The 21,279-nt window shown below is 42.8% G+C and carries 16 protein-coding genes and 1 other RNA gene; 13 read left to right on the top strand and 4 right to left on the bottom strand.

Annotation, left to right across the window (positions count from 1 at the left end; all coding sequences use genetic code 11):
• The first annotated feature begins 3 nt into the window (after positions 1–3).
• From AAHT65_RS17660 to odhB, 3 genes are all read left to right on the top strand, one after another.
• On the top strand, positions 4–1,920 hold the full coding sequence (locus tag AAHT65_RS17660; RefSeq protein ID WP_343310599.1) for a vWA domain-containing protein: 1,917 nt from the start codon (positions 4–6) through the stop codon (positions 1,918–1,920).
• 227 nt (positions 1,921–2,147) lie between these two features.
• Entirely contained in the window at positions 2,148–4,982 is a 2,835-nt protein-coding gene (gene sucA, locus AAHT65_RS17655) for a 2-oxoglutarate dehydrogenase E1 component (RefSeq protein WP_258729328.1), read from the top strand.
• A gap of 15 nt (positions 4,983–4,997) precedes the next feature.
• On the top strand, positions 4,998–6,251 hold the full coding sequence (gene odhB, locus AAHT65_RS17650) for a 2-oxoglutarate dehydrogenase complex dihydrolipoyllysine-residue succinyltransferase (protein WP_003325794.1): 1,254 nt from the start codon (positions 4,998–5,000) through the stop codon (positions 6,249–6,251).
• 42 nt (positions 6,252–6,293) lie between these two features.
• Here odhB and AAHT65_RS17645 read toward each other — a convergent pair whose 3' ends face one another.
• On the bottom strand, positions 6,294–7,259 hold the full coding sequence (locus AAHT65_RS17645; RefSeq protein ID WP_010788926.1) for a bile acid:sodium symporter family transporter: 966 nt from the start codon (positions 7,257–7,259) through the stop codon (positions 6,294–6,296).
• Between the two features lie 260 nt (positions 7,260–7,519).
• Here AAHT65_RS17645 and AAHT65_RS17640 point away from each other — a divergent pair, with 260 nt between their 5' ends.
• Positions 7,520–8,857 (top strand): sodium-dependent transporter, encoded by a 1,338-nt coding sequence (locus AAHT65_RS17640; RefSeq protein ID WP_258729327.1) that lies wholly within the window; start codon positions 7,520–7,522, stop codon positions 8,855–8,857.
• A gap of 34 nt (positions 8,858–8,891) precedes the next feature.
• Here AAHT65_RS17640 and AAHT65_RS17635 read toward each other — a convergent pair whose 3' ends face one another.
• The 3 genes from AAHT65_RS17635 to AAHT65_RS17625 form a co-directional block, all read right to left on the bottom strand.
• Entirely contained in the window at positions 8,892–9,737 is an 846-nt protein-coding gene (locus AAHT65_RS17635) for a superoxide dismutase (RefSeq protein WP_063638419.1), read from the bottom strand.
• On the bottom strand, positions 9,734–11,623 hold the full coding sequence (locus tag AAHT65_RS17630; protein ID WP_343310598.1) for a terpene cyclase/mutase family protein: 1,890 nt from the start codon (positions 11,621–11,623) through the stop codon (positions 9,734–9,736). Before AAHT65_RS17630 ends, AAHT65_RS17635 begins: the two co-directional genes overlap by 4 nt.
• 109 nt (positions 11,624–11,732) lie before the next feature.
• Positions 11,733–13,220, bottom strand: a complete 1,488-nt coding sequence (locus tag AAHT65_RS17625) for an aldehyde dehydrogenase family protein (protein WP_003325800.1) — start codon at positions 13,218–13,220, stop codon at positions 11,733–11,735.
• A gap of 231 nt (positions 13,221–13,451) precedes the next feature.
• Here AAHT65_RS17625 and AAHT65_RS17620 point away from each other — a divergent pair, with 231 nt between their 5' ends.
• The 9 genes from AAHT65_RS17620 (at position 13,452) to AAHT65_RS17580 (ending at position 21,156) form a co-directional block, all read left to right on the top strand.
• Positions 13,452–13,655 carry a DUF6501 family protein gene (locus AAHT65_RS17620; protein ID WP_003325801.1) on the top strand — a complete coding sequence of 68 codons (204 nt, stop codon included), beginning with the start codon at positions 13,452–13,454 and terminating at the stop codon, positions 13,653–13,655.
• Positions 13,656–13,724: 69 nt separating this feature from the next.
• On the top strand, positions 13,725–13,868 hold the full coding sequence (locus AAHT65_RS17615) for a DUF4025 domain-containing protein (protein ID WP_010788920.1): 144 nt from the start codon (positions 13,725–13,727) through the stop codon (positions 13,866–13,868).
• A gap of 332 nt (positions 13,869–14,200) precedes the next feature.
• Positions 14,201–14,545, top strand: coding sequence for a PH domain-containing protein (locus tag AAHT65_RS17610; protein ID WP_088117378.1), 345 nt, complete (start codon positions 14,201–14,203; stop codon positions 14,543–14,545).
• 143 nt (positions 14,546–14,688) lie between these two features.
• Positions 14,689–15,180 (top strand): TraR/DksA family transcriptional regulator, encoded by a 492-nt coding sequence (locus tag AAHT65_RS17605; protein WP_258729325.1) that lies wholly within the window; start codon positions 14,689–14,691, stop codon positions 15,178–15,180.
• A 154-nt stretch (positions 15,181–15,334) separates the two neighbouring features.
• On the top strand, positions 15,335–15,961 hold the full coding sequence (locus AAHT65_RS17600; protein ID WP_003325805.1) for an FMN-dependent NADH-azoreductase: 627 nt from the start codon (positions 15,335–15,337) through the stop codon (positions 15,959–15,961).
• A gap of 204 nt (positions 15,962–16,165) precedes the next feature.
• Positions 16,166–16,352: non-coding RNA, 6S RNA (ssrS, locus tag AAHT65_RS17595), on the top strand.
• A gap of 131 nt (positions 16,353–16,483) precedes the next feature.
• Positions 16,484–18,262: a DNA helicase RecQ gene (recQ, locus tag AAHT65_RS17590; RefSeq protein WP_106034991.1), complete on the top strand. Its 1,779-nt coding sequence runs from the start codon at positions 16,484–16,486 to the stop codon at positions 18,260–18,262.
• 246 nt (positions 18,263–18,508) lie between these two features.
• On the top strand, positions 18,509–19,387 hold the full coding sequence (locus tag AAHT65_RS17585; protein ID WP_094232177.1) for a 3D domain-containing protein: 879 nt from the start codon (positions 18,509–18,511) through the stop codon (positions 19,385–19,387).
• A 179-nt stretch (positions 19,388–19,566) separates the two neighbouring features.
• On the top strand, positions 19,567–21,156 hold the full coding sequence (locus tag AAHT65_RS17580; RefSeq protein WP_277713495.1) for a solute:sodium symporter family transporter: 1,590 nt from the start codon (positions 19,567–19,569) through the stop codon (positions 21,154–21,156).
• Positions 21,157–21,279 lie beyond the last annotated feature (123 nt).

The raw sequence follows: 21,279 nt of genomic DNA, 5'->3' as shown, positions 1-21,279 counted from the left end.
GAGATGAAGTTTATTAAGTTTAATGACAGCACAATAGATTCGTTCTTGTTTATGATGCTGACCGACCTGGCCAAAACACTTACCAAAAGCGAAGAAGTCGAAGTCGAATACGGAGTCCAGTCTTATTACAATCCATTCGAAAAGAAAATTTATATGAGCCATTTTTGGAAAGACAGAGCAGCTGAGGATATGGAAGCGGGGCTGAAAAGCGACGTCTACCTGCGCTCAATCGGAACGAATTACAGTTCGTACCATGAGTTTGCGAGCCTTTTGGAGTTTGCGCATCATCATATTTCTCATAAGAGCTTTGCGAAACAGCTGTTTATGCTGCTTGAGGATATGAGAATTGAAGAGCTCATTAAACATGAGCGCCCCGGAACTAAGCGGATCTTTTCGAAAAGAAGAAACATGTACAGAAAATACTTCACGACACAGCTGACATTAAATTTAGAACGAAGCATTTTTACCGATGCATTATTTTGTGCCTTATATGTCAAGCTGACAGCAGAGTCACCGCTGGAAGGCATTCCTGCCATGCGTGAAGATATTGATCTGATGATACCTTTTATAGAAAGCCGGCTGATCCGTGTATACGAAGCAGAATCCACAAGCCAGGTATTAAACGTTGTCAAAGAAATTATGGACGGATTAGAAGAAGTGCTGGATAAGGACATGCTGAACACCTATTTCTTTCTTCCTGAGCTTGATTATGAGCAAGCCGCGGAGCAGCCGTTATTTGAAGATATAAAAACAGCGCCGAAATTGAGCGATGATCTCAAGCTTTCGAAAAAGTCGGATGGCGATGAGGACATTCATGAAGAGGAAATGCCGACGTGGCATCGTGAAACGGAGGCTCCCTCTAAAAGTTTTCTGCAATTTGATATTGAACACGGGGCGAAATCAGACTTGGGGAAAGACGCCGCCAGAGAAGGGGATGACGGGGATCAGGCCCTTGGTTCTGTTCAAGGTTCAGCCCAAGAGACAAAAAGAAAAGACTACTCCAAGCTGGAGGCGCTGGAATCAAGAAAAGACGAACCGAACGGAGGCAGCCTGACGGACGGAAAAGAAAACAGATTCGCCTTTCCGATTTATAAAGAGCCGAAGCCTGTTTCCCGGGAAGAGGAGCTTGATTATAAGCAGCAAACGAAGTCGATTGAATCGTATCAAAAGCGGCTGAAGCAAATGATTCAAAAAACGCTTGAGCATAAAAAGACGCTCCCCCGGACAGATTTACATGCGGGCCGTCTGAATAATAAGCTGCTTCGATATTTTACAGAACGCAATCCACGTCTTTTCTATAAAAAGCAGGAGCCGTCTTCCGAAATTGATGCCGTATTTACATTGCTTGTCGATTGTTCTGCAAGTATGTTTGATAAAATGGAGGAAACGAAACGGGGAATCGTGTTGTTTCATGAAGCATTGAAATCCGTGTCCGTTCCGCATCAGATTGTCGGTTTTTGGGAGGACACGAACGATGCGACCGAAACCAGCCAGCCGAACTATTTTAATACGGTAATTCCTTTTCAGGATTCCCTGCAAAAAGGAGCGGGGCCTGCCATTATGCAGCTCGAACCGGAGGAAGACAACAGGGACGGCTACGCCATCAGGCAAATGACCAAACAGGTTTTACAGCGCCGCGAAGCGCAAAAATTTTTACTTGTCTTTTCTGACGGAGAACCGGCTGCGTTCGGTTATGAACAAAACGGAATTGTGGATACGAGTGAAGCTGTCATTGAAGCAAGAAAAAGAGGGATAGAAGTGATTAATGTGTTTCTGTCCAACACTGAAATTGAAGAGTCCCAAATGAAAACCATTCAGGATATGTACGGAAAATATAGTATTTTCGTTCCGGATGTAGACCAGCTTCCGGATGTGCTCTATCCGCTCTTGAAAAAATTGCTCCATAAAAGCATAGGATAGCCGTTATTCTATGCTTTTTGGGTTTTATTTTATGAATGATTTAAATTTTTTGTTTTTACGATGATTTTTTTACTGTTTTGTGAACAATCAAGGTAGAATCAAATTGCAAAGAGTGGTAAAATATCGTTGGAAGCGTTTTTATTACATAAATTTGGGCACAGCGTTCGAAAGTTATTTCAAGATAGTGAATCAATCACTTGATTATCTAGGTTGGGGGTAATGTTCAAATGTTTCAAAATAGTATGAAACAAAGAATGAATTGGGAAGAATTTTACGGTCCGAACCTCGGCTACGCGCTGGAGCTTTACGATCAATATGTTAAAGATCCGAAGAGTATCGACCCGGATCTTAAGGACATGTTTGATGAACTGGGAGCTCCGCCGAGCCAAATAAAAGAGGCATCGGGAACTAAAGAACCGGGACGCATCACAGCCGATCTGATACAAAAGATCGCATCAGCAGTTAAACTTGCAGAAGATATACGAACCTATGGCCATTTAAACGCTTCCGTTAATCCGCTCAGAAAGGACCGGGAGAAACGAGAGTTGTTTCCGTTATCCGATTACGGGCTGACAGAACAGGAAATAAAAGAAATACCGGCGTCCGTGATTTGCAAAGACGCTCCTAAAAACATTACGAACGGCATAGAAGCCATCGAACATTTAAGAAACACCTATAAAAAAACAATCTCATTTGAATTTGACCATGTGCATCATTTCGAAGAGCGGGAATGGCTCATGAATATGGTTGAGTCAGGCGAATTGTTTCAAAAGAATTCACCGGAAAAGCTGGCAGCCGTTTTAGAAAGGCTTACGGAAGTGGAAGGCCTTGAGCAGTTTTTACACCGCACCTTCGTCGGCCAAAAGCGTTTTTCGATCGAAGGACTGGATGCTCTCGTGCCGGTGCTTGATGATATTATTGCGAAGTCCGTCAAAGCGGGCACAACAAGCGTTAATATCGGAATGGCGCACAGGGGCCGCCTGAATGTGCTGGCACATGTGCTCGGCAAACCGTATGAAATCATTTTCTCGGAATTCCAGCATGCGCCAAACAAAGAACTAGTTCCGTCTGAGGGATCTGTCGGAATCAGCTACGGATGGACAGGGGACGTCAAATACCATCTGGGCGCGAAAAGGCATCTTCAAGACGCTGAAACAAAGTCTGCACGGATCACGCTGGCGAACAATCCGAGCCACTTGGAATTCATTGATCCGATAGTGGAAGGCAGCACGCGGGCCGCTCAAGAAACGAGAACACAAAGCGGGTATCCTGAGCAGGATGAAACGAAATCACTTGCCATTCTTATCCATGGTGACGCAGCGTTCCCTGGAGAAGGAATTGTGGCAGAAACGTTGAATTTGAGTTCGCTTAACGGCTATCAAGTCGGCGGAGCGATTCATATCATTGCCAATAATATGATCGGATTTACGACAGAAAGCGATGAATCAAGATCAACGAAGTATGCCAGCGACTTGGCAAAAGGATATGAAATCCCGATTGTTCACGTGAACGCAGACGATCCTGAAGCTTGTCTTTCAGCAGTGAAGTTTGCAGTTGAATACCGCAAAAAATTCAATAAAGATTTCTTGATTGATCTAATCGGGTACAGACGTTACGGCCACAACGAAATGGATGAGCCGTCAACGACTCAGCCGATGTTATACGACGCCGTCAGAAAGCACCCTTCCGTGAAACAGATCTTCGCAGAAAAGCTGATAAAAGAAGGGCAGATCAGCGAAGAAACGGTTCAAAACATTGAGCAATCTGTGGCGAAAAGAATAGAGGACGCCTATCAAAAGGTTCCTGCGAAAAAAGAAGATGCTGTCCGTGAAATTGAACTTCCGGAACCTGTTTCAAACGGCTTCCCGGATGTTGACACATCCATTCATTTTGATGTGCTGCGCAAGCTGAACGGAGAGCTGGTCAATTGGCCGGAATCATTTAACGTATTCGGCAAATTGAAACGCATTCTTGAAAGACGGGCCAAAGCATTTGATGATGATCGCAAAGTTGAATGGTCATTGGCGGAATCACTCGCATTTGCGTCGATTTTAAAAGACGGAACACCGATCCGCTTGACGGGGCAGGATTCTGAACGCGGAACATTCGCACAAAGAAACCTTGTGCTTCATGACAGTGAGACAGGCAAAGAGTTTGTGCCGCTGCATCATTTATCCGATTGCGAAGCATCCTTCGCCGTACACAACAGTCCGCTTTCAGAAGGGTCCGTTATCGGTTTTGAATATGGGTATAACGTGTATTCACCAGAAACTTTAGTGATTTGGGAAGCCCAATACGGCGATTTCGCCAACGCGGCTCAAGTGTATTTTGACCAGTTCATTTCTGCGGGACGGGCGAAATGGGGCCAGAAATCCGGCTTAGTTATGCTTCTTCCGCATGGTTATGAAGGACAGGGGCCTGAACACTCAAGCGGAAGAATTGAGCGTTTCCTTCAGCTTGCGGCTGAAAATAACTGGACGGTTGCCAACTTGACAAGCGCTGCCCAATACTTCCATATTTTAAGAAGACAGGCGAAAATGCTTCTCCGCGAGGAAATTCGTCCATTGGTGATCATGACGCCAAAAAGTCTTCTTCGTAATCCGAATACAGTGTCAGAAGTACAGGAACTAAGCGAAAGCCAATTCCAGCCAGTCTATGAACAGTCAGGACTCTCTCATGCTTATGAAAAAGTAACGCGTCTCGTTTTATCGAGCGGTAAAGTGTCCATTGACATCAGTGATCATTTTAATAAGTTGGAAGACGGGAAAGATTGGCTTCACATTGCGAGAGTCGAAGAGCTGTATCCATTCCCTGCGAAAGAAATAAAAGAGCTCTTCGCTAAATTGCCGAATCTTGAAGAAATTGTCTGGGTTCAGGAAGAGCCGCAAAACATGGGAGCATGGAGTTACATCAGTCCTTATTTATCAGAAGTTGCACCAGAGGGAGTAAGTGTTCAATATATTGGTCGGAGAAGACGGTCAAGTCCGGCAGAGGGCGATCCGACAGTTCATAAAAAAGAACAAGAACGCATTGTATCTGATAGCTTGACTCGCAAAAACTAAGGGGGAAATTGAAAAATGGCGGAAATTAAGGTACCTGAATTAGCAGAATCAATCTCAGAAGGAACAATAGCCCAATGGTTAAAGCAGCCCGGGGATTATGTAGAACAGGGTGAATATCTGCTTGAACTGGAAACGGATAAAGTGAATGTGGAACTGACAGCTGAAGAATCGGGTGTACTTCAAGAGGTATTGAAAGATTCGGGTGATACCGTCCAAGTCGGAGAAATTATCGGCACGATTACAGAAGGTGCGGGAGAAAGTTCTGCCCCCGCGTCTGAAGACAAAGCTCCAAAAAGTGAAAATACAAAAGAAGAGAAGCAAGCTGAACCGGCTGCACAGCAAGTCAGCCAGGAAGCGCAAGAAGAATCAAAGTCGAGAACAGTGGCATCTCCATCAGCACGCAAGCTAGCCAGAGAAAAAGGAATTGACTTGTCACAAATTCCAACAGGGGATCCTCTCGGCAGAGTTCGCAAACAAGATGTAGAAGCCTATGAAAAACCATCAGCAAAACCTGCGCCTCAGCCAAAACAGCAGCCGCAGGCACAAAAATCACAGCAAGACTTTGAAAAGCCGGTTGAAGTGCAAAAAATGTCACGCCGCAGACAGACCATCGCCAAACGTCTGGTAGAGGTGCAGCAGACATCTGCTATGCTGACAACATTTAATGAAGTAGACATGACAGCGGTTATGAATGTAAGAAAACGCCGCAAAGATCAATTTTTGGAGCAAAATGAAGTAAAGCTTGGCTTTATGTCATTCTTTACAAAAGCCGTTGTGGCGGCCCTGAAGAAATTCCCGCTATTGAATGCTGAAATTCAAGGTGACGAACTGATCATTAAGAAATTCTATGATGTAGGTATTGCAGTAGCGGCGAACGAAGGTCTTGTTGTACCTGTTGTCCGTGATGCTGACCGTCTTTCATTCGCCGGAATTGAGAGAGAAATCGGTGAACTTGCGAAAAAAGCGAGAAGCAACAAATTAACGCTTGGTGAGCTGCAAGGCGGTTCCTTCACGATTACAAACGGAGGAACATTCGGTTCATTGCTATCTACGCCAATCTTAAACAGCCCTCAAGTTGGAATTTTAGGAATGCATAAAATCCAGCTGCGTCCTGTTGCAATTGACGAAGAACGCTTTGAAAACCGTCCGATGATGTATATTGCATTGTCATATGACCACCGGATTGTAGACGGAAAAGAAGCAGTCGGATTCTTAGTGACTGTGAAAAACTTGCTCGAAGATCCTGAACAGCTTTTATTAGAGGGATAAGAATGTAAAACACCGCTTTGTGAAATTCAAAGCGGTGTTTTTTTATGCAGGCAGTTTGGAATTGTCCGATTCAGCAGCGGAAGCCTTTACTTTCTTTGACCAGTAAGAAGCGAGCACTGATCCGGAAAGATTGTGCCAAACACTGAATATCGCGCTGGGAATCGCTGATAAAGGTGAAAAATGGGCAGTTGCAAGCGCTGCACCGAGCCCTGAATTTTGCATTCCGACCTCAATGGCAATCGCTTTTTGCGATGGATAATCCATCTTTAGCACTTTTGCAGCAAGGAATCCGAGCAAATAGCCGATTCCGTTATGAAGGATGACGACTGAGAAAATCAGTAAGCCGGACTGGAGCAGATTGTCCCGATTGGCACTGACGACTGCTGAAACGATGGCCACGATTCCGATGACAGATACAAGCGGAAGAGCATGGACTGCTTGTGTAACCTGTTTTTTGAAAAACATTTTTACAATCAGGCCTGCTATAATCGGAAACAGGACAGCTTGCAGAATGGAAATAAATAAGGAGCTTGGGGAAACAGGCAGCCACTCCTTGGCGAACAGCATGATCAGAAGCGGTGTCATGATAGGCGCCAGTAAGGTTGAAATGGTCGTAACAGCCACCGACAGTGCTGTATTCCCTTTAGCCAAAAATGTCATCACATTTGATGATGTCCCGCCCGGACAGCAGCCAACCAGAATGACTCCGACCGCAATTTCTGCAGGAAGGCGCAAACCATATGCCAGACCGACTGCAACAAGCGGCATTATGGTATATTGCGCGATTACACCTATGAGCACATTCAATGGTTTTCTGATCAGCTCCTTAAAGTCATCCGCTTGAAGCGTAAGTCCCATGCCGAACATAATGATACCCAGAAAAACCGTAATATAAGAGCTGATCCACATAAACAAAGGCGGAAAAGCAAAACCTAACACAGCAAAGACAATAACCCAAATCCCAAAGGTCTGCCCCGCAAATTGACTGATCTTTTTGATGCTCTCCATAAGCACTCTCCTCACAAATAAAATCCATAATGATAGCAGAAAACCTTACAGTTTTTTTGACATTCTCTTATTATAGTGATTTTTCTGAATAATTCAATATTGAAACTTATTTGTCATTATGATAAGAAAACTTTTTTGGATACAATAATTATATTATGTAAACTGATAGATTATTCGTAAATTCTTTCTTGACTATACAGTACGATATTCTTACAATGAAGCTTTATACGTTTAGTAGGAATGAATAAAGGAGTGTTGGAGTGAAAGACGCTAATCAATGGTCATCAAAGCTGGGATTTATTTTAGCTGCCGCCGGTTCAGCAATTGGACTTGGCGCTATATGGAAGTTTCCATATGTAGCGGGTACCAGCGGAGGGGGCGCATTTTTATTAATCTTCATCTTATTTACTATCTTAATCGGACTGCCTTTACTGCTGGCGGAATTTATCATCGGCAGGAAAACCCAAAAAGATGCCGTTGAATCCTATAAAGCGCTTGCACCGGGAAGCAAGTGGCATTGGATCGGTTATCTTGGGATTACCACATGTTTTATTTTATTATCCTTTTATAGCGTGGTGGGCGGCTGGATATTAATCTACATCATAAAAGGCTTTTCAGGCGGTTTGTCGCTTACTTCAGGGTTTGATACTTTATTTGCAGATACTATATCAAATCCGTATGCCGCTGTAGGAGGACAATTCCTGTTTATCGTGTTAACCATTTTAGTAGTGGCCAAAGGCGTGAGCAGCGGAATTGAAAAAGCAAGCCAAGTGTTAATGCCCGCTCTTTTTCTGTTATTTATTATTTTAATGATACGGTCTGTGACGCTTGACGGAGCAATGGAGGGGATCAAGTTTTTCTTGACGCCTGACTTTCATTCCATTGACGCGAATACAATTCTCTATGCCATGGGCCAGTCCTTTTTCTCTTTAAGCGTCGGGGTCTCCGTTATGGTTACGTACAGTGCTTATTTAGCAAAAGAAGAAAATATTATTCAATCCGCTGTATCCGTAACGGTGCTGAATGTACTTGTGGCAATTATGGCGGGGATCGCCATTTTTCCGGCAGTATTCTCATTCGGACTGAAACCGGATCAGGGTCCGCAGCTTTTGTTTAACGTGCTGCCGACTGTTTTTAACCAAATGCCGTTTGGTATTGTCTTTTTATTAGCCTTTTTAATTCTCTTTTTGTTTGCAACCCTTACTTCTGCTTTTTCAATGCTTGAAATTTTGGTGGCGGTGCTTTCAAAAGGAGATCCAAAAAAAAGAAAACGGTACGCATGGGCAGGCGGGATCGCCATTTTTGCTGTCGGGGTGCCGTCCGCACTATCATACGGTGTGCTGAGTGACGTTTCTATTTTTCACTTATCTATTTTTGACGCTGCCGATTTTCTAGTCAGCAATGTCTTGATGCCCTTTGGCGCACTGATGATTTCGGTTTTTGTACCTTTGAAAATTCCGAAACAGGCGCTTTTTGAGGAGCTGAAGAGCGGATCAAGCATAAAGAAAAAATGGTTTGCCGTCTGGCTTTTACTGATTCGCTATCTTTCTCCTGTAGCTATTATTATTGTGTTTTTACATGTGATCGGCCTGTTTTAAATAGTAAAAAGCCCCCAAACATCGGGGGTTTTTTTTAATAAAGCTGCCATACTACGTTTCGCGCTTTTTCGAAACGTTTTTCCGCCTCACGCCAATCAACGACATTCCACCAGTTATCAACATATTTTGCCCGCTCATTTTTATATTGTAAATAATAGGCGTGTTCCCATACATCAAGGGGCAGTAAGGGGATGACGTCCCATTGGCTGAAGAGCTGATGCTTTTCCGCAGCTAGGATCTCAAGCCGTCCGGAGCGCGGCGACCAAACGAGAATGGCCCAGCCGACACCTTCCACTTTTTTAGCTGCTTGTGTGAAGTGCTCTTTGAAGGCAGAATAGCTGCCGAACGACAAATCTATCATTTGAAACAATGCTCCGGTAGGGCGCCTTTTTCCGTTCGGATGCATCGAGAACCAAAAAATGCTGTGCAAATAATGTCCCGCTCCATGAAAAGCAAGCTCTCGTTCCCAGTGGGCGACTAACTCATAGTTTTTCGTTTGTCTTGCTTTCTTTAGCTCCAGTTCTGCTTTATTTAAACCGTCCACATAGCTTTGATGATGCTTTGTGTGATGAAGTGTCATAATCTCACGAGAAATATAGGGTTCAAGTGCCGAATACTTGTAAGGAAGCTTTGGCAGAACATGCTTTCCAATCGGCACGTAGGTTTTTCTTTCGCTTGTTCCGTCTGCCTCTGTTATATCTCGGTATAATGCGGCGGCCTCCCGGTACCATTCTTCTTCTGTCGCTTGTTCATCCTCAAGCTTATCAAGAACTTTTTTAAATTGAGCCTCAAAATGATTATATTGCCCTCGTTTTTGAACCTGTTCTTTTAAATCCTCACACCAATTGATCATCTCGGTTTGGTACGTATGGCGTTTCATTTCATCTCCCTCTTTTCAATTGATTTCATATAGCTTGAATAAGCCAGTAAAGAAAAGGCAAAGGGGTAGCTGTGATACCGAATATAAAATTGTTTCGGCAGTCCGATTCCTGTTGGATAGTCAAAACTGTGCTTGTTGTGATTTTCGCTGTTAATAAGAAACTCGAGTCCTTTTGTAATGGACGGGTGATCAGGTTCTTCATACTGCAATAAAGCATCTAACGCCCAGGCTGTTTGGGTTACCGTTCCATATCGTAAAGGTACGTATGTTTTGACTTCGGCGCTTCTGCAGGATTCACCCCAGCCGCCATCATCATGCTGAATTGTTTTCAGCCAATGCACCGCTTTTTTTACAGCAGGGTGAAACGCTTCTGTACCGCAGGCACGCATTCCTGTTATAGCGGCCCATGTTCCGTAAATATAGCAAACGCCCCATCTGCCGTACCATGATCCGTTATCCTCCTGGTTATCGATGAGCCAGTTGACGGCTTTTTTTATTTGCCTGTTATTCTGTGTCATACCTGCTTTTTCACCTAAGAAGCGGAGCACGCGTCCGGTTAAATCGGGTGTCGAAGGATCAACCGCTGCGTCCTCAGCCGACTCAAGCGGAAGCAGACGGATAAGAGGGTGGTTCACATTTCTTTCGAAGGCAGAGAATCCTCCGTCTTTGTTTTGCATAGACAATAGCCAGTTCAGCCCCCGATCCCAAGACATAGGAGACAGGGCGCGCGGAATCGCTTGCAATGCGGCTGCGGTATCATCACAATCAGGATTAATGGTGTTGATTTTTGAAAAGCCCCAGCCGCCGGGTGCAGCGTGCGGATTTTTGACAGACCAATCTGCTTTCTTTTTATGCTGTCTTTCCAACAGAAAGTCTGCGGCTCCGGTTATCATCAAATCCTTCTCAGGCACACCGCTTTGCTGAAGGGAATAGCTGATTAAAGCGGTGTCCCAAACAGCAGATGTGGAATTCTCTAAATAAGGGATGCCGTCACATTCCGTAACCAACGTTTTAACCCCGTTCAAAGCCTGCTGAATGATGGAAGAATGGCGTGACATGCCAAGGGACAGAAGGCTGTAGATCATAAAAATGGTCGCGCTGGCATAGCTGTACAGGGTCCCGTCTTTTTCTATACGATCAAGCATATAGGTTTTGGCTGTACGAAAGCCAAGCTGATGTAAAGAAAATGGCACGTTCAGCAGCTGTTTCCAATAGGCCAGAATAGAAGAGAGGTCCCTCTGATCATACGCGTCTGTTCTGAGCCATGTGAAAGGATTTTTAGACATATGCGGATCGAGATGTTTGAGAGAAGGGATATTTGGATTTTTCAGAAAGAATCTTTGATTAAGAGTCACGGCCATGGGCACAAAATGAATTCGCGCGTACGTGCTGAACTGGTAAAAATGAAGCGGAAACGTTGGGGGAATAGCCAAGAGACACAGCGGGAGGTAAAGCACCGGCCAAGGATAAAGCCCGTTGGCTGCAAGCATCCATTTTGTCATAAAATGAACATCCTTGAGACCGCCCTGAGAAATAATAAAACGTTCTGCCTGTATCATATGAGGGTCAGACCTAAGATAACATCCGGACGCAAGCATTCCGACGTATCCTTGGACAGTGGCTGTCACATTCCCTTTTTCTTCACCGGGATAATTGGTAAACGTTCCATCCGGCCGCTGTTTTTCCCGTATGCCTTTTGCCAATTTTACAATCAGTTCTTTATTAGCCTTTTCTTCAAATGAGGTGAGAAGGAGGATGAAAAATGAATTCGTCATCACTGGGCCTTCAAAGCAAAAAGACCATGAACCATCAGCATTTTGCATGTTTTTCAGCTGTGTTATGGTTTTCTTTTGGCAGCGTGCGACCTGTTCCTGAAGTGTGCTCATCGCGTTCAACTCCTTCAGAAGCATATATATTCATGCTCTTTCGACGGCATTACAGAAAGAAAAAACAAAAAAACTGCTGTCAGGGCAGCAGTTTTTCAAAATCTTCTTTTTAATCCTCTAAGTTAATCCACACGCTTTTTACTTCCGTGTAATTATTTAAGGCGTATGAACCCATTTCTCTTCCAAGTCCTGATTGCTTGTAACCGCCGAATGGAGATGCTGCATCAAACACGTTATAGCAATTCACCCAGACGGTTCCGGCTTGCAGACGGTCAGCGATATAGTGAGCATGTTTCAGATTTTCGGTCCACAATCCGGCTGCAAGGCCATATTCGGTATTGTTTGCCCGTTCGATCACTTCATCGACCGTATCGTATGGAATGGCAGTTAAGACCGGGCCGAAAATTTCTTCTTTTGCAATTGTCATGCCGTCTTCTACGTCGGTAAATACAGTTGGTGATACAAAATAACCTTCCTCATACGGACAGCTTCCGCCTGTCACGGCTTTCGCTCCTTCATCCTTGCCTTTTTGAATATAGGAAAGGACACGTTCGTGCTGTTCTTTGCTTACAAGCGGTCCGATTTGTGTATCTTTGTGCAGGCCTGCACCTTGACGAAGGGATTCCGCATAAGTAACCATCTCACTGACCACTTCATCGTAGCGGTCTTTTTGAATAAAGACCCGTGAACCAGCGCAGCACACTTGGCCTTGGTTAAACATAACACCGTTTAAGGCTCCCGGAATGGCTTTTTTCAAGTTCGCGTCAGGCAAGATGATATTAGGAGACTTTCCGCCAAGCTCTAATGTTACGCGCTTAATTGACTTTGCGGCTGTTTCCATAATTTTTTTGCCGATTTCAGTGGAACCTGTAAAGGCGATCTTATCCACTTCCTCATGGTTGGACAGCGCTTCTCCCGCGGTTTCTCCAAATCCGGGAATAATATTAATAACGCCGTCAGGAAAACCGGCTTCATCAATTAATTCAGCCAAGTATAGCGCCGTAAGCGGCGTTTGCTCAGCGGGCTTTAAGATAATGGTGCATCCTGTCGCAAGCGCAGCGCCCATTTTCCACATGGCCATAAGAAGAGGGAAGTTCCACGGGATGATTTGACCAACGACTCCGACAGGGTCATGCTTGGTATAATTAAAATAAGAACCCGCAACAGGTATCGTCTGTCCGGTTATTTTAGTAGACCAGCCGGCATAGTAGCGCATATGCTCTATGGCCAGCGGAATATCTCCGTTTGTTGTTTCGCTTATCGGTTTTCCATTGTCGAGTGTTTCAAGCTGAGCGAGTTCTGTTTGATGCTCCTCCATCAGGTCAGCCAATTTATACATCAATCTGCTTCTGGAAGCTGCCGGCATCGTGCGCCACTCACCTTGATCAAAGGCTTTTCTTGCGGCTTTTACAGCTTTATCAACATCCTCGGCTTGTGCTTCGAAGAGTGTCATCAACGTCTCACCGGTTGCCGGATTTGGGGTGACAAAGGTTGCTCCTGAAGCACTCGGAACAAATTTGCCGTCAATGTACAGTTTTTTGGTCCCTTGTAAAAATGTCTCCAGCCTCTTACTGATTTGCATCGTTAAAGAACTCATTTGTAACAAACCTCCTGTAATTTTTAATGGTCTGCACTGAGATTCTTGGTGATAGTCGATTCGTTGGTGCGTTGGTTTGGAATGGTTAGACTGCGAAGTTTGTGAAATTAGTAAGCGTATACAATGATTTTATAATAGAGGGTATAGCAAAATCAATGAATAACCATTATTGCAATTGATAAGAGAAAAAAGCTACAATGAACATATCGACAAGAAAAAGGAGCTTTTAGAATGATTCATAAAACATGGCTGAAAAAAGAAACAGTGAGAAAAGTAAAATGTGTTCAAACAAATGCAAAAAAATACATCGTAAACCGCGTTTTAACGCCGGGGAAAGAATATGAAGTGAAAAACGAAACAGAAGAATTCCTGTTTGTCGTAGACAATTCCAATAAAGTTGGCGGATTCTATAAAGAGTACTTTGAAGAGGTCTGATTGACTGAATGAATATGTCATGCATCATCCATAATAAAGAATGATTAAAGAAAAAAGGGTGAATGCATAATGAAAAGACAAGTCAATAACGGAAAAGAAGAAGCAGAGAACTTCCCAGAACAAAAGCATCCTACAGAAGGCGAGGATGTCACAAGGGAACAAATTTCAGATACGTATTATGAAGGAACGATTGAAGATACGGATCGGGATTAGATGATCTTAAAACCGCAGGCAAAGAACTGCGGTTTTTTTTCGTTCAGATAAATGGAAAATAAAACCGAATTATCTAAAATAAACGAAATTTTTTAAAAAATAATCTGAAAATGACCCTGGAAAATGAAACTTTCATCTATATCTGCACGTACTATGTTATGACAGCAAATAAGCGTGCGGTTTTTAAAATGATCGGATCGATTTTTAGAAAATGTAATCTATTCGTAATGGTTTAAATGACGTCCATGTCGTATTCTTATATAGGGATATAGAACTTATTTTACGTACTGATAATAAAAATAATAGATAAATGCAGGAAGAGGGGTTCTTAATTGGGTATTTTTTCTGTTAGCAGACCAACTGACGCAAAGAAACTTGAAGCTTTGCTCGTTGAAGGGGAAAGAATAGAATCTATCTACAAGCTCCGGGTTGACCAAATTTGCTTTACAAATAAACGCATCATATTTTTTGATAATAAAATGTTCTCCAAAAAGAAAGTGCGTGTATTTCTTCCTTATAAAACGATTGAAAGCTTTGCTATTCAGGAAGCGGGAATGTTTGACCCCGATACTGGACTTTTGCTGATGACAAGAAGCAAGACCTTCGATTTAGAATTTGCGAAAGACACCGACCTGAGTGAAGTTCAGGCGATTTTGACAAAACATTTATGCAGCTAAAGCGTTTCACAGTTTAGCGGACACCGGACGTCTTTATGATGGCCGGTTTTTTTTGTGAAAAAGCAGAGGAAACGAAGGTGTTTTTTGTTTTAAGGTTTGTTCTTTTTAAAAACGGGAAAGCAAGAAGAAAGGAGTGGTTACACATGGCATTAACTAAAGAACAAATTCAGCATCTCTATCATAAATTGCTAGATCTGCAAAAAGAATTGTCCGGCCCGAAAAAAGCAACGGAGTCTATGACAGAAGAAGCGGGTGAGCTGTCTAACGGAGTGGATAACCATATGGCAGACCACGGCAGCCTGTATACGGACAGAATGACAGACCAAACAGTAAAGGAAGTAGACAGGGAACTATTAGATGAAGTAAACAATGCTTTACAAAAAATAAAAGACGGAACTTATGGAATATGTGAAGCGACTGGAGAAGAAATCCCTTATGAGAGGCTCGATGCTGTGCCGTACGCAAGAATGACTGTTGAAGCTCAGACTGACAGGGAAGAGGCTCTAGAGCCTGATGCACCTGCGGTTGAAAAGGAATTTCATGCACAGGTGAAAGACCTTTCGAATAAAGAAACGATTGATCAAAAAAGCTCCGCTACGTACGAAGTTTTAGATCGGGAGCAGGACTCAAAATAAAAGTTTCAAGAAGGCGAGTACAGGCTTTTGCGGTACTTGCCTTTTTTTTTCGTAAAAAACCTCGAATTCGAAATAAATGGATTGACATTATTTAAAAAAGAAAGTAACATACTATTTGTAAGTAAATATAAAAAGATTACCGGGAGGAACAAAAATGTCTCAAGTCTTATTTGTTAAAGCAAGCGATCGTACAGCTGAAGAAGGTGTTTCAGTAAAATTATATGAAGCTTTCTTGGCTGCTTATAAAGAAAATAACCCAAATGATGAAGTGATCGAACTGGACCTTCATAAAGAAAACCTTCCTTACCTTGGAAGAGATATGATTAATGGAACATTCAAAGCCGCTAAAGGCATTGAAATGTCAGAAGAAGAGAAAAAACAAGCGTCAACGGCTGACGTTTATCTGAACCAATTTGTAAAAGCTGATAAAGTTGTTTTTGCATTCCCGCTCTGGAACTTCACAGTGCCTGCTGTGCTTCATACTTATGTTGATTACCTATCTCGCGCGGGTGTTACTTTCACATATACGCCAGAAGGTCCAAAAGGCTTAATGGGAGACAAAAAAGTAGCACTTCTTAACGCACGCGGAGGCGTATATTCTGAAGGACCGATGGCTGCTCTTGAAATGTCGCTGAACTTCATGAAAACAGTTCTTGGCTTCTGGGGCGTACAAGATTTGCATACCGTGGTGATTGAAGGCCATAATGCAGCTCCGGATAACGCACAAACAATCGTTGAAAAAGGCTTACAAGAAGCAAAAGACCTTGCTGCTAAGTTCTAATATTGATGGAAACTCCCGTGCTTTTTATAGCCGGGGGTTTTTATTTTATGGAAATTTATCTCTATTTTATTATATTTATATAATGAAAAAACTGAATGTGATAAAGCTGTTTCAGTAAAGTGTCTTTTCTGAGCTCTGAAAAAAGTTTTTTTATTGTAATATCATAACCACTTGAAAAAATGTCAGTAATCGTGTATTCTTTAATAGAAGCTACATTGTTCGTATTGATAATTAAGTTTTAACCTTTAAGCTGTAATAGGGAGTTTTACATCGAAGCCGGAATGTCATGCCTCCAAGATAGAGGACGACAGGAACGCTTCTGCAAACACCCACTTTGAGGAGTGGTGGTTTAAAACTTTCTTACATGCATACGGCAATACGTAGCGAAGCCATTTCCTTTTGGAGATGGCTTTTTATTTTGCGTTTTTCTTTTGAAAATTCAATTTCAGCCGACCAGTAATAGCAAGGCTTCTTTTTATGATAAGATGGGAGAAACGAAGAAAAAGCGAGGTCTTAGACGTTATGTTAGAGAAAGCCCGATCGCTATTAGCGCATTATTTTGGGTATGAGAAGCTGCGCCCCGGTCAGGAGCAGGCGATACGGTCAGTGACAGAAGCCAAACGGAACACGGCCTGTATTATGCCGACGGGCGGCGGAAAATCTATTTGTTATCAAATTCCGGCTTTGCTATTTGAAGGAACGACGATTGTGATTTCGCCTTTGATTTCCTTAATGAAAGATCAGGTCGATGCCCTTGAGGAAGCTGGGATTGCAGCGGCGTATATTAACAGCACACAATCCAATCAAGACATTCAGAGCCGCTTAACTGCTTTGAAAAACGGTTCTTATCATCTCTTTTATATTACGCCGGAGCGTTTAACCTCACCGGAATTCATTCGGATTTTACAAAGCATCACCGTCCCGCTCGTAGCTATTGATGAAGCCCACTGCATTTCGCAATGGGGGCATGATTTTAGGCCGAGCTACAGAAATATTGAAATTCTATTTCGTGAGTTAAAAGAGAAGCCTGTCATTATGGCATTAACCGCGACAGCTACTCCTGAGGTGCACGAGGATATTTGCAAACAGCTTCATATTGAAAAGGAAAATACGGTTTATACCGGGTTTTCCCGTGACAATTTAACCTTTAAAGTAGCAAAAGGCGAAAATAAAGATCGCTTTATAGAAGAGTACCTGAACAGAAATAAGCTTGAAGCAGGCATCATTTATACTGCGACAAGAAAAGAAGCAGACCGGATCTGTGAAAAACTAAAACGGCAGCATATAAACGCAGGACGTTATCATGGCGGATTGCCGGATGAAGTCAGGAAAGAGCAGCAGGAGCAGTTTCTTAATGACCAAATCCAAGTGATGGTCGCAACGTCTGCTTTTGGTATGGGCATCGACAAATCCAATATCAGATTTGTTTTGCATTATCAAATTCCAAAAGATATGGAAAGCTACTATCAAGAGGCGGGAAGGGCAGGCCGTGACGGGCTTGACAGTGAGTGTATCCTTCTGTTTTCACCGCAGGATATTATGGTGCAGCGCTTTTTAATCGAACAATCGGCATCAGATGAAGGAAAGCAAAAGCAGGATCTGAAGAAACTGAGGCAAATGGTTGATTATTGCCACACAGAAGATTGCTTGCAGCGATTTATTCTTAAATATTTCGGTGAGGTTGATCCGGCAGCCTGCGGACAATGCGGCAACTGTACAGATACAAGGCAAGCGCATGTCGTCACCAAAGAAGCGCAAATGGTATTATCGTGTATGATACGTATGAATGAACGATTCGGCAAAACCATGATCGCTCAGGTGCTGGCGGGCTCAAAAAACAAAAAAGTGCTGGATAACGGGTTCAGCCGGCTATCGACTTACGGGATTTTAAAGCATCAATCTGTATCTGAAATCAGCGATTTTATCGAGTTTCTGATTTCTGATGACTTTATTCAAATGTCAGACGGTACGTTTCCGACTCTTTTTGTAACCAATAAAGGAAGAAACGTGCTGCTTGGAAAAGAGGACGTTGTCAGAAAAGAAGCGCTCAAAGCGGCTGCGATTACTGAAAATGACGCCTTATTTGAGCGGCTTCGCATGCTTCGAAAGCAAATTGCCGCAGAACAAGGCGTCCCGCCATTTGTCGTTTTTTCTGATCAAACGCTAAAAGAAATGTCAGGCAAGCAGCCTGCGAATGAAGAGGATCTTCTTTCAATTAAAGGAGTGGGAGAACAAAAAAGGGTGAAATACGGCAAGCTTTTTTTAGAAGAAATTCAAGCTTACGTAAGTGAAACAGTATAAAAAAGCAAAAAAGATAAGTTTTTTTTGAGAAAACACATTTTGTCCGGAGCGGAAAAAGCCATGCAAATAAGACTTGCAAAACCGCTTTATACCAAGGGTTCAGCAAGTCTTTCCAACCAAGAGAAATCTTTCATGTAAAGGAACTGTAATCTAATTCAAATCGTTTTGTTATTGAAATGACATTTACATATGTTACGATATCCCCTGTTAGCCGCCAATAAAAAGCTAACAAGGGAGGATTTACTTATGAAGAAGACGATTATGTCCTTTGTCGCAGTTGCAGCAATCTCATCAACTGCATTCGGAGCTCACGCTTCTGCGAAAGAAATCACGGTGCAAAAGGGTGACACGCTCTGGGGAATCTCTCAGAAAAACGGAGTGAACCTAAAGGACTTAAAAGAATGGAATCAGCTATCTACTGATATAATCATTGCAGGAGAGAAACTGACCATTTCTTCAGAAGAAGAAACAACCGCTGGGCAATACACAGTTAAAGAGGGGGACAGCCTCTGGAAGATTGCTCAAAAATACGGCATTTCAATCAACAGCCTTAAAAGCTGGAACAATCTAGACTCTGACATGATCTATGCAGGAACAACACTTGCGGTTAAAGGTCAGGTATCAGCTTCAAACACAGCTCAAGAGAGCCAGCCTCAAGCTGAGCCAAAACAAGAAGCGGTGCAAACAGAGCAGCCAAAACAAGAAACTGTCCAACAACAACCTAAACAAGAAACTGTCCAACAACAACCTAAACAAGAATCGAAGGCTGCAGCAGAAACTTCTGAGAAAACAGAGGAACAGCCTGTTCAATCAAATACAAGCAATCAAAATGCTAAAAAAGAACTAACAGTTACTGCAACTGCTTATTCAGCTAACGACGGCGGCATTTCCGGCGTTACGGCCACAGGTGTAGACTTGAATAAAAACCCTAACGCAAAAGTAATTGCGGTGGATCCTAAAGTGATTCCGCTTGGTTCAAAAGTCTACGTTGAAGGTTACGGAGAAGCAACTGCAGCAGATACTGGCGGCGCAATAAAAGGAAATAAAATAGATGTATTTGTACCTAAAACAAGTGACGCACAAAACTGGGGCGTCAGAACTGTAAAGGTAAAAGTTCTTAACTAGTCATATATCGGTTTTTAAATCAAGGACACTGAGCGTAAGCTCGTGTCCTTTTTTTCTTCCCTTTTTTTCTCTTTCCTAACCATTATATTCTGAAAAGTTCGAATGTGCTTCTCATGTTTTTTCTGTTCGTAAACAGGGAATAAGGGTCTTATGTTTTGAAAAAAAGGGGATGCAGAAACTTGATATGGATTATCGTATCTTTTTTACTCATTAATATCGGCATATTTTTGTTCTCGTGGCTAAGAACGAAGGATGTGAACTTACATACGTCTGACGGCTATTTTCTCGGAGGGAGAAGCCTTACCGCCTTGTATATAGGGAGTTCCTTATTGCTTACCAATCTATCGACAGAACAAATGGTTGGATTAAACGGTCAAAGCTACGCCGGTTCGATGACTGCAATGTCTTGGGAGGCGAGTGCGCCGATTGCTTTGATATTTTTCGCGTTACTTTTTCTTCCGCGCTATTTAAAAACAGGCATAACGACAATACCCGATTTTCTTGAAAAGCGCTTTGATCAAAAAACAAGACAAATTGTCTCTTTGTTGTTGATCATCGGCTATGCGGTTTCATTCCTTCCGACTGTTTTATACTCCGGGGCACTTGTATTAGATCAGGTTTTCGGTTTTACGGATAATTTTGGAATCAGCACTTTTACAGCCATATTGATCATTTCATTTATCATTGGCATAACGAGCTGCTGTTATATCTTCTTCGGCGGTTTGAAAGCTGCGGCTTCAGCAGATGCCATCTATGGAATCGGTTTGATCTGCGGCGGCTTGCTGATTGTTGTGCTTGGTATATTAGCTATCGGTGAAGGAAGCTTTGGAGGCGGTGTTGCCAAATTAACGGCCGTACATACAGAAAAGCTTAATTCAATCGATATCAGCAACTCCGCAGAAGTGCCATGGCCAACCATTTTAACGGGCCTCTTAGTAAATAATTTGTTTTACTGGGCTGTCAACCAGGCGATCGTTCAGCGCGCATTAGGCGCTAAAAATTTGGCTGAGGGGCAAAAAGGGGCGCTCTTAGCAGGATTTTTTAAATTAGTCGGGGTTTTTTATTTAGTCTTGCCGGGTATTATTGCTTTTCATCTTTATGGAGGCGGAATCAATAACGCCGACAGTGTCTATCCGCGCCTGATCGTAGATTTACTGCCGACAGCGCTTACCGGTATTTTCGCAGCTATTTTATTCGGCGCTATTTTAAGTTCGTTTAACGGTTCATTGAATAGTACGATTACATTATTTACACTTGATATTTATAAGCCGATTTTTAAACCGAATGCAAATGATGCTGATCTTGTAAAGACAGGCAGAATATTTGTAGCAATTCTTGGCGTTGTTTCCATTATCATTGCGCCATTTATTTTGTATGCGCCATCAGGCTTGTATAATTATCTTCAAGAAATGTTTGGCTTTTTTAATGTGCCGATCTTAGCTGCAGTTGTGGTAGGGTTCTTTTCTAAAAGAGTACCCGCCTTAGCCGTCAAAATTGCGATACCGGCTCATATTGTCCTGTATGGCTTATCTAAAATCTTTATGGGACACATTCATTTTCTGTATATCCTGGCTGTCCTCTTTCCGTTCTCGGTGGCGGTGATGCTGTTTGTCGGAAGGCTTCGGCCCAGAGAAAAAGAGTATCGTCTTAACCATGATCCTCAAGTGGACTTGAAACCTTGGAAGCATGTAAAACTTGCGTCATGTATTATTCTCGTGATGGTGTCTGTCATTTATATTGTCTTTTCTCCGTGGGGAATTGCCGGTTAAAACAAAATTCTAAATAGAAAGGAGGGGATGGAGCTGAACCGCGAAGTAAATAGAAAAGGGGTTAACCCTCTAAGACGGAATGCTTTTGCTTATATCTTTAAAGGGCTGAAAAACAAGCTGTTT

Origin of the sequence: Bacillus atrophaeus (genome assembly GCF_039519175.1) — a bacterium.
Classification (GTDB): Bacteria; Bacillota; Bacilli; order Bacillales; family Bacillaceae; genus Bacillus; species Bacillus atrophaeus.
Note: the sequence above shows the minus strand (reverse complement) of the source record. Positions and strands in the feature narration are given on the sequence as shown.

Coding starts and splice junctions, on each gene's coding strand:
- AAHT65_RS17660 (WP_343310599.1), top strand. CDS start 4: ATGAAGTTTATTAAGTTTAATGACAGCACAATAGATTCGTTCTTGTTT.
- sucA (WP_258729328.1), top strand. CDS start 2,148: ATGTTTCAAAATAGTATGAAACAAAGAATGAATTGGGAAGAATTTTAC.
- odhB (WP_003325794.1), top strand. CDS start 4,998: ATGGCGGAAATTAAGGTACCTGAATTAGCAGAATCAATCTCAGAAGGA.
- AAHT65_RS17645 (WP_010788926.1), bottom strand. CDS start 7,259: ATGGAGAGCATCAAAAAGATCAGTCAATTTGCGGGGCAGACCTTTGGG.
- AAHT65_RS17635 (WP_063638419.1), bottom strand. CDS start 9,737: ATGAAACGCCATACGTACCAAACCGAGATGATCAATTGGTGTGAGGAT.
- AAHT65_RS17630 (WP_343310598.1), bottom strand. CDS start 11,623: ATGAGCACACTTCAGGAACAGGTCGCACGCTGCCAAAAGAAAACCATA.
- AAHT65_RS17625 (WP_003325800.1), bottom strand. CDS start 13,220: ATGAGTTCTTTAACGATGCAAATCAGTAAGAGGCTGGAGACATTTTTA.
- AAHT65_RS17620 (WP_003325801.1), top strand. CDS start 13,452: ATGATTCATAAAACATGGCTGAAAAAAGAAACAGTGAGAAAAGTAAAA.
- AAHT65_RS17615 (WP_010788920.1), top strand. CDS start 13,725: ATGAAAAGACAAGTCAATAACGGAAAAGAAGAAGCAGAGAACTTCCCA.
- AAHT65_RS17605 (WP_258729325.1), top strand. CDS start 14,689: ATGGCATTAACTAAAGAACAAATTCAGCATCTCTATCATAAATTGCTA.
- AAHT65_RS17600 (WP_003325805.1), top strand. CDS start 15,335: ATGTCTCAAGTCTTATTTGTTAAAGCAAGCGATCGTACAGCTGAAGAA.
- recQ (WP_106034991.1), top strand. CDS start 16,484: ATGTTAGAGAAAGCCCGATCGCTATTAGCGCATTATTTTGGGTATGAG.
- AAHT65_RS17585 (WP_094232177.1), top strand. CDS start 18,509: ATGAAGAAGACGATTATGTCCTTTGTCGCAGTTGCAGCAATCTCATCA.